We start from the raw sequence: 8,114 nt of genomic DNA on the forward strand, positions 1-8,114 counted from the left end.
ACTGAGGCTCTAAACAATCTTTATCCGTTCAAACATTCCTTAACCACTCAAATATTTTACCTAATTAACTGGATTCATCATACAAGGCTCTAAGCCCTATCAATCTCATTATCATTATTAACAAAATATCTCACCTTAAAAAAGGTGAGATATTTAATCTGATAAAACTCTTATTTATTTCTTTAAAGCCTCTTTTAATGCTATTTCAAGAGTATCAATTTTAGCCTGCAAAGATTTTACTTTATCAGAGCTCTCCTCAACCACAACACTGGCCTTTTCAATATTTCTTGTCTGTTTTTTGAGTTTATCCTCTAATTTAAGCCTAGAATAATAAGTAATTAAAAATGCGGCTAAAGCTCCCTCAATAGCTAGAAATAAATAGACAAATCCAGAATTCATGCTAACTTGATCTATAATTGGGGGATAGGTTAATGTCAACATTTGTCCCTGATTCACATAAGCAAAATAAAAAATCTCTATAAAAATTATGATTCCTAAAATTAACAATATTTTTCTCATAATCTACTCCTTTTTACTTAAAACTCGAATTAACTTCTTTATATCATCATCAGGCTCAATTTCAATAGTTAGCCTCTCTTTATTGGTAGGATTGGTCAAGGATAACCTGTAAGCCTGCAATGCCTGACCATGTATATTTATCTTAATATTGTCACCTCCATAAAGTGGATCGCCAGCGACAGGATGACGAATATAGGAAAAATGTACTCTTATTTGATGCGTTCTTCCTGTTTCTAAAGTTGCCTCAATCAAAGTAAATTTCTCAAATCGCTCTAAAACTTTCCAATGCGTAACTGCATTTCTTCCACCTTCAACTACGGCCATTTTATGCCTTTGCGTAGGATTACGATCTATCGGCGCATCAATAGTACCTGAATCTTCTTTCATAACTCCATGGATAATCGCTAAATATTGCCTTTTAGCGGTTTTATTTTTAATTTGTTCGGACAAAAACTGATGTGCATAGTCATTCTTTGCAATCATTAATAAACCTGATGTATCCCTATCAAGCCTGTGAACTATTCCGGGCCGCATAACCCCATTTATTCCTGACAAATTTCCATGACAATGATATAAAAGTGCATTTACAAGTGTATGCGTTCTTTCTAAAGCCGTAGGATGAGTTAGCATGCCCGTAGGTTTATTGACAATAATCATATTATTATCTTCATAACGTATATCAAGAGGAATATTTTCAGGTTCTAATTCAAGCGGCTTAGCATCAGGGATTCTTACAACTACCTCATCACCATATTTTAGCTTGTAAGCACTTTTAGAACTTTTCCCATTAATTAATATACAGCCAGATTCTTTAATTAACTGCTGTATCCTGCTTCTTGAAATATCAGGAATTAACTCAGCAAGAAAAACATCCAGCCTTTCTCCGACATTATCTATGTCAATCTCAACTTTTATAATATTTTCTAAATTACTCATTCGTATAAATTCTTTTTTATTCTCTCTTATATACTGGTTAGAATATACAAGCATTACAATTGCTAACATGTCACCTTTTTATGTCATCAACTTTTCAATAATACTTGTCATCGCGAGGTTTCTTCTAGAAACTGGCGATCTTTCCAATATGGCTTATTGCTTATAATTGTCATTTGGAAAGATTCCCACGGGATCTTCGATCCCTCGGAATGACGGTTTTTACTCTTATGAGTTTCTAATTTATCAGTATACTAAAATTTTAATACAAAAAAGCTCTATCCCAAAAGCAAATAAACTTTTCAAAATAAAAAATCATACTTTTTTAGAAAATTATAAAAAAATAGGCAATTTTTTTTGAGCAAATGTTTTTATATAAATAGGGGCAGATAATTGGAGGAGATAAACAGGCTTTAAAAAGCTCTATAACTTTGTAGTAAGTAGATCATTAGTGGGTTATTTTTTAATTTAATTGAAAGTAATTATACACAGATTAGTTATTATGCTAATTGCAGATAACTAATTACGAAGCAGTTTGCTAGTTTAGAATTAGAGAATTTGTATATTTAATTAGAGGAAACAGGTGGAGGAGAAATTATGACAACTATTAATCAAGGTGCAGCAACTCAGGGAACAAACGTCTTAAACCTATTAAAAACTACTCAAAAACCGCCATCAACTATATTTGGTAAAGGAGAAACACCAGTACAAAAAGGGGAAGACGCAGGCAGACAAATAGCAAACTTAATGAGACAAGGTAAAAGTGATGAGATAGCTAATTCAAATATAAAATTCCTTTATTATGACGACAAATTAGGTCAAAATAGTCTGGATAGCGGACTAGCATACTCAAAAGAATCATTAAAGGGGCTGGATCAAGATGGAAACAATAAGATTAATAGAGATGAAGCAGGTATTGTTGGAAAAATAGTTGATCTAGATAATAATGGTGAAATTAGTCCAGGAGAAAATTTAGCTTTCACTATGTATCAGGATTTTAGAGGTGTTCCTGATGGTATGGTTACACCTGATGAAGTTAAATTGACAAATTTATCATTTAAAGATCCTGATAAAGCAAAAGAAACAATACAAAAAATCTATGATGATAATGAAATTGGTAAACGAGAAAATAAGACAGCTAATAATCAAAACGAGTACATAGTCAAAAGCGGCGATTGCCTATGGAATATTGCCCAAAATGCACTAACAAATGCGGGGAAACCAGCTGATGATAAAGCTATTATTGATTTAGTAAGTGAAATTGCAAGAATAAACAAAATACAAGATCCAAACTTGATATATCCGGATCAAAAATTGACAATTCCTGTATTAGATTCACAAAATAATCAAGAAATGCCTACAAATGAACAGAATAAAAAGCCTACTATATTAGTATAAAAGCTAACCCCATTACAAACAATATAATCCTCCTTAATTAAGGGGGATTATATTTGTTTTAATTTGCTAATTATGCCTATTCTGCTGCTTCTTCTTCTTCGAATTCAAGTTCACCTTCTGATTCAAGATAAGAAACCACTTTATTAAATTCTTCATCATCTTCAATAGTTTCAAATGTGTAAGCATCATCCTGCTTGTGAAGTTTCATTATTATTACTTCTTCTTCAGCTTCTTCACCAGCTTCTTCTTCCTTACTATCAAGATAAATTAATAGCCCATAATCCTGACCATCAAGACTTAAAACATCTATTAACTCAAAATTATGTATTTCCCCGTTTTCATCCTGAGTTTTAATGATTCTTGGCTCCATTGATTCTAAATTTAATTCTTCCATTTTTATCTCCTTCTATTTAAATACTGTTGTAAGACTATAGCTGCCGCTTCCATATCAATTAATGCCTTATTTCTTGATGGTTTCTTATTTTGTTGGATTAAAATCCTCTCTGCTTCTCTACTTGTTAACCTTTCATCTTCTAGAATTATTTTAGCCTGTATATTTTCCTCTAATAACTTTGCATATGCCATTGCATCTTGCGCTTGAGTGCCCAGGCTTCCATTCATATTTTTCGGTAATCCAACAATTATAACCGAAACATTATACTCTTTACATATTTCCTTGATTTCCTGAATGGACGCATCTTCTGGACACCTTTGAATAGTTTTTAACGGACGTGATGTGATAAATAAGGGATCACTAACTGCAATTCCTATTCTTTTTGTACCTACATCTAAGCCAATATATCTTGAATTCTCCATAATTAATATTTTTGCCAATTATCATATAAAATATCTATAATGTCACTTAAGCCTTGTTTTGTTATATCTGTTTTTGGGATATTGTTGAACTCCCTAACTTTCTTAGCCACACTAGAAACTAAGTTTGCTGACTTCTGCTGCTGTTCTATATTATGCTGATACCTCAGAAATCCCTCACAGATTGTTTTCCTGAATAACTCTCTAATAAATGGAGATTCCTCAACAGGATAGTTACATTCAGGATTCAAACTAAGAGCTACAGAACCGGCTATTTTCTTAAAGTTATCTAAACCTTGACAATCAAGTAAATATGCAACATTAATCAATCTGTTTTTATAAATTTCACGCCAATTTTCATCAAATACCCCGGTAATAAGCCCTGTAATCTCCCCTTCAAGCATACCTAGATACTCTTCAATATTCTTAATAAAATACTGCTTCTTTTCAAGAGTATTCTGAATAATGTTATCAAGGACTTCCTTGACCAGTGGGTGATCAGTATCGTCTAAGAACCAATGTTGAAAGTCATGATGCTTATACAATGTATTACCCTGTATAATGCAATCAGGATTGCTCCATTTAATAACCTCATTTTCAATTGGTTCTAGCTCGTTGATATCATAAAGTAACGATTTCCAAGCCATATATTCATATGGAACAGAATTTTTTGTTATCTCATTAATCTTCTCAGCCTTTGCCAGAATATATTTACAATATTCAGGTGATACAGATACTCTAGATGATTCTTCATTGAATCTGAGTATAATTCTGCCAAAATCCTCTTCACTGATACCATTAAAGCCAAAGCAACCTACAATTCCATCTTGATCACTAACCACAACACTAAACATTAAAATATCTTTATTATCTTTTATTCGGCTAATAATTATTCCCTGACTACCAGCCCCATCAACAATATTTGTATAACATTCATGGATTTTGGATATTTGACAGATGGGGTAACCCCTTTTATCTTCTACGTAATTTTGAATATTAATTCCCGCTAATTTAAGCATATTAAGACTTTTTCGAGCCAACTTTTTAGCATACTCGGTTTTACCTGATTCCATCAATCTGGTTAAAACCGGAACAGATAATTGAGACTTAGTTTCACCCAATGCCTCTATTAAGATCTCTTCCAGTTTATCTGATGGTTGAGAATCAAGAGTAGTAATTAGAATATTGGCTAAATATTCATCAGGATAATCACCTTTTAATGAATTAATCAAAACAATTTGTTCAGATTCCGGCAAAGAGAAAAGAAAATCCATAAAGTCTATCTGCGCTTCAGGATTAACTACCGCCATTTCAAGAATTTTTTTAGTTTCTTTATCAATCACATCTTTTGGATTATCAAGATAACTTAAAAATTTTTCAGGATCCGAATCATCACCAAGATTTCTCAATATGATACCAGACAGATCTTTGACTAAATCAGGCATTTTAGGGTCTTTAATATATGACCACAAAGGTGCTTTTAATTTATCCAGAGTACCTAATTCTGAAAGAAAATGAACCATAATTTGCCCTTTGTTATAGTCAGCCTTAGCAAATTCTTTTACCAGAATTTCAAGGACATAATCTTTATTTTTTATAGTATTTAAATTAGTAAGACATTTATTCTGCAGAGCTTTTGGCACTTCATCGTATACAGATAATTGCTGAAGTATCATCATTACGTCAGCCCTAATCTGCATTTTAGATAAATCTCTTAACTCCATTAGTTTTTAAAACCTTTCCAAAAAGCATCGAGCACTCTTTGTGCTTCAGAAGACGGTATTCTATCTTCTAAAATTAAATATTGAAGGCAAATCATAATACATTCAGAGCAAATATTAACTCCTGGTCCCTGTACCATTTTTAACACTTTAGGATTAGGTCTTCCACAAAAAGAACAATATACAAGAGGAGTCTCAGATTTTTCCGATTTATCAGCAGATTTTTCTCTTGCACCCGATAAAGACACTACTTTTTTTTCATTATGAGTCATTTAATAATTTTCTCACTTACTTAATATGCAGATCAAAATAAAACTATTCATACTTAGTATAAAATACACAGTGCATTAGGTAAAGAAAATTAAGTCACAGATACCTAATATCCAATAAATGCTAGTACACTAGCAAATATGGGGCCCAGTAAAAAATCTAAAACCCTAAAAATAAACATTTCAACGACTTTTGCAGCTGCAAAAATATACCTTAAAGCACCTGTAAACATGAGTAAAAGTAAGAAAAATAATCCAAAAGGTGCTAATTTAGAATAATAAGCCTCTGCTATGTTTTGAGGCAAAATCCATTTTACAATATTTGATCCATCTAATGGCGGTATTGGAAGCATATTGAATATTGCAAGGATTATATTAATTTGAATTATTATACTCAAAAAACTGCCCAATATACCCATAATTCCAGTTTCTAGTTGAAATCTGGTAAGACTAATATCAAAGTATTGAGACATTATATAGAGAATAATACTAAATAGAATTGCCATAACCAAATTACTGGCAGGCCCAGCAAGCGCAACGAGCATTTGCTTTGTCTTTCCAGGAATATTATCAGGATTAATCTCTATTGGTTTTGCCCAACCAATTCCTACTATAAAAAGCATTAATGTACCAATCGGATCCAAATGAGCAAATGGATTAAAAGTAAGTCTTCCCTGCCTTTTTGGAGTAGGATCACCAAATAAATAGGCAACCATACCATGAGACCATTCGTGAACAGTAATACTTATTAATAAAGGGAAAATTAACACAAATAACGCAATAAAAAACGCTATCGGATTTTTTATTAACAATTGAATTAAGTAATATAAAAGCATTTTTCAATTCTTTCTATCGAATATTTCAAAAATTATTCTGGTTTAAAAAAGTTTTAGTCATGAGATGAATCATATTTTATTAAATTAAGATAACATAAATATGTTATTTTAAAATCACAACCTGTATATGAGGTAATGGTCAAATATTGACTAAAATAATTGGAAGTCATTGCGAACCTTGCAGCAAGGATGTTTTCTAAAATTGATGTTGTGAAGCAATCTCTGAGCATATATCGTTACATTGAGATCACTTCGCTATTTAGACAAAAGTTAGTCTCCCATACTTAATGGCTCGTGATGACCGTCAGGCATTATTTAAGCATTATCTTATATGAAGAAATTAACAATAAAATTGGCAAGTAAAAAATTATAGGTATAAAATGTTTATAAGGAGGTTAGAGGAAAAATGAATAAATACAAAAATTTCTTAGTTATAACATTAATCATAATAGTGCCGGTAATTTTATATTACGCATTTAAATCCGGCTCGGTTGATAATCCAATAAATATTGCCCAGGCCTTTACATCTAAAAAACCCGTGGTATTAGACTTTAGTTCAGAATTATGTCTTGAATGCAAAGAATTAGATAAAGTATTAAAACCAGCTATTGAAAAGTATAATGATAAAATCGTTTTTGAAAAAATACCAATAAATTCAAACAATCCTGACTATGAAAAACTCATAGAAGAACACGGTGTTAACGTCGTTCCAACTTTAGTTTTTATAGATAAAAAAGGCAAAACAATACAAATTACAGAAGGCAGCTTAACAAAAGAAGAATTAGAAAGATATTTGAATAAATTGATCGATGGATAACTTAATAGCACAATTATTAACAGACCAAATTCATACAAAACTTAATGCCTGGCTATTTTTAGCTGTATTTTTCGGTGGAATAGTTACCTCACTGTCACCGTGTACTCTTGGTTTATTGCCAATTATTATTGGATATGTCGGCGGATGTTCGGATAATATCGGTAAAAAAACCGTAATACAGGTTATATTTTTTGTAGTTGGACTTTCTATAGTTTTAACCGGACTCGGTATTACAGCTGCATTAGCAGGAAAAGCATTAGGATTTCATGCCAGTCCTGTATGGGCAATTGTAATGGCATCACTAATTTTAATAATGGGCTTAAGCCTGTTAGAAATACTAGAAATCCCCATGCCAAATATAGTAAAACAAATGCCACAAAATAAAAGCAATAGTTTAGTCGTATACCCATTATTAATTGGTGCAGCGTTTGCATTTGCTTCATCACCCTGCTCTACCCCTGTACTTGCAGGAATTATGGCTTATACTTCACTTAAAGCAAATATCGTTTTTGGTGGCCTGTTACTCTTCTTTTTCTCACTTGGACAGGGAGTAATTCTAATCATAGCAGGTTTATTTACATCTTTATTTAAAAAAATTTCATATTTTAAATCAATATCTGGATATTTTGTAAAATTTAGCGGAATAATTTTAGTTATAGCCTCATTTTATATTTATTTAAAAGCATTTCAAGTTTTATAAAGGACAGCGGAAAAAATCACTAGGGGAAATGGTGAATTTTCCTTGGTGATTTTTGTAGTATGCTTCCTATATCAGTCATAAAAAGTAAACAGTAATATAAAAAGTTAA

The 8,114-nt window shown here is 31.7% G+C and carries 10 protein-coding genes; 3 read left to right on the top strand and 7 right to left on the bottom strand.

Annotation, left to right across the window (positions count from 1 at the left end; genetic code table 11):
- Positions 1–174: 174 nt before the first annotated feature.
- Complete coding sequence (locus A2255_01625; GenBank protein OGI19876.1) at positions 175–519, bottom strand: hypothetical protein; 345 nt, start codon at positions 517–519, stop codon at positions 175–177.
- 3 nt (positions 520–522) lie between these two features.
- Positions 523–1,455 carry a pseudouridine synthase gene (locus A2255_01630; GenBank protein OGI19883.1) on the bottom strand — a complete coding sequence of 311 codons (933 nt, stop codon included), beginning with the start codon at positions 1,453–1,455 and terminating at the stop codon, positions 523–525.
- Positions 1,456–2,049: 594 nt separating this feature from the next.
- Between A2255_01630 and A2255_01635 the strand changes: the two genes are divergently transcribed.
- A complete protein-coding gene (locus A2255_01635; protein ID OGI19877.1) occupies positions 2,050–2,850 on the top strand; it encodes a hypothetical protein in 801 nt (266 codons plus the stop codon).
- Positions 2,851–2,926: 76 nt separating this feature from the next.
- Here A2255_01635 and A2255_01640 read toward each other — a convergent pair whose 3' ends face one another.
- The 5 genes from A2255_01640 to A2255_01660 all read right to left on the bottom strand — a co-directional run bounded on the left by A2255_01640 (position 2,927) and on the right by A2255_01660 (position 6,447).
- Positions 2,927–3,244: a hypothetical protein gene (locus tag A2255_01640; GenBank protein ID OGI19878.1), complete on the bottom strand. Its 318-nt coding sequence runs from the start codon at positions 3,242–3,244 to the stop codon at positions 2,927–2,929.
- Positions 3,245–3,246: 2 nt separating this feature from the next.
- Entirely contained in the window at positions 3,247–3,666 is a 420-nt protein-coding gene (locus A2255_01645) for a hypothetical protein (protein ID OGI19884.1), read from the bottom strand.
- A gap of 2 nt (positions 3,667–3,668) precedes the next feature.
- Positions 3,669–5,387, bottom strand: a complete 1,719-nt coding sequence (locus A2255_01650) for a hypothetical protein (protein ID OGI19879.1) — start codon at positions 5,385–5,387, stop codon at positions 3,669–3,671.
- A complete protein-coding gene (locus A2255_01655) occupies positions 5,387–5,656 on the bottom strand; it encodes a hypothetical protein (protein OGI19880.1) in 270 nt (89 codons plus the stop codon). The genes A2255_01650 and A2255_01655 overlap by 1 nt, the downstream gene beginning before the upstream one ends.
- Positions 5,657–5,760: 104 nt before the next feature.
- Positions 5,761–6,447, bottom strand: coding sequence for a hypothetical protein (locus tag A2255_01660; protein OGI19885.1), 687 nt, complete (start codon positions 6,445–6,447; stop codon positions 5,761–5,763).
- A gap of 448 nt (positions 6,448–6,895) precedes the next feature.
- On the opposite strand from A2255_01660, the gene A2255_01665 reads away from it, so the two are divergent.
- Together A2255_01665 and A2255_01670 are read left to right on the top strand one after the other, a co-directional pair.
- Positions 6,896–7,306 carry a hypothetical protein gene (locus A2255_01665; protein ID OGI19881.1) on the top strand — a complete coding sequence of 137 codons (411 nt, stop codon included), beginning with the start codon at positions 6,896–6,898 and terminating at the stop codon, positions 7,304–7,306.
- Positions 7,299–8,006 carry a hypothetical protein gene (locus tag A2255_01670; protein OGI19882.1) on the top strand — a complete coding sequence of 236 codons (708 nt, stop codon included), beginning with the start codon at positions 7,299–7,301 and terminating at the stop codon, positions 8,004–8,006. The genes A2255_01665 and A2255_01670 overlap by 8 nt, the downstream gene beginning before the upstream one ends.
- Positions 8,007–8,114 lie beyond the last annotated feature (108 nt).

Source organism: Candidatus Melainabacteria bacterium RIFOXYA2_FULL_32_9, assembly GCA_001784615.1.
Lineage (GTDB): Bacteria > Cyanobacteriota > Vampirovibrionia > Gastranaerophilales > UBA9579 > UBA9579.

Excerpts from the sequence above, each read along its gene's own strand:
- A2255_01640 (OGI19878.1), bottom strand. The coding sequence starts at position 3,244 with ATGGAAGAATTAAATTTAGAATCAATGGAGCCAAGAATCATTAAAACT.
- A2255_01625 (OGI19876.1), bottom strand. The coding sequence starts at position 519 with ATGAGAAAAATATTGTTAATTTTAGGAATCATAATTTTTATAGAGATT.
- A2255_01635 (OGI19877.1), top strand. The coding sequence starts at position 2,050 with ATGACAACTATTAATCAAGGTGCAGCAACTCAGGGAACAAACGTCTTA.
- A2255_01665 (OGI19881.1), top strand. The coding sequence starts at position 6,896 with ATGAATAAATACAAAAATTTCTTAGTTATAACATTAATCATAATAGTG.
- A2255_01650 (OGI19879.1), bottom strand. The coding sequence starts at position 5,387 with ATGGAGTTAAGAGATTTATCTAAAATGCAGATTAGGGCTGACGTAATG.
- A2255_01645 (OGI19884.1), bottom strand. The coding sequence starts at position 3,666 with ATGGAGAATTCAAGATATATTGGCTTAGATGTAGGTACAAAAAGAATA.
- A2255_01670 (OGI19882.1), top strand. The coding sequence starts at position 7,299 with ATGGATAACTTAATAGCACAATTATTAACAGACCAAATTCATACAAAA.
- A2255_01630 (OGI19883.1), bottom strand. The coding sequence starts at position 1,455 with ATGAGTAATTTAGAAAATATTATAAAAGTTGAGATTGACATAGATAAT.
- A2255_01655 (OGI19880.1), bottom strand. The coding sequence starts at position 5,656 with ATGACTCATAATGAAAAAAAAGTAGTGTCTTTATCGGGTGCAAGAGAA.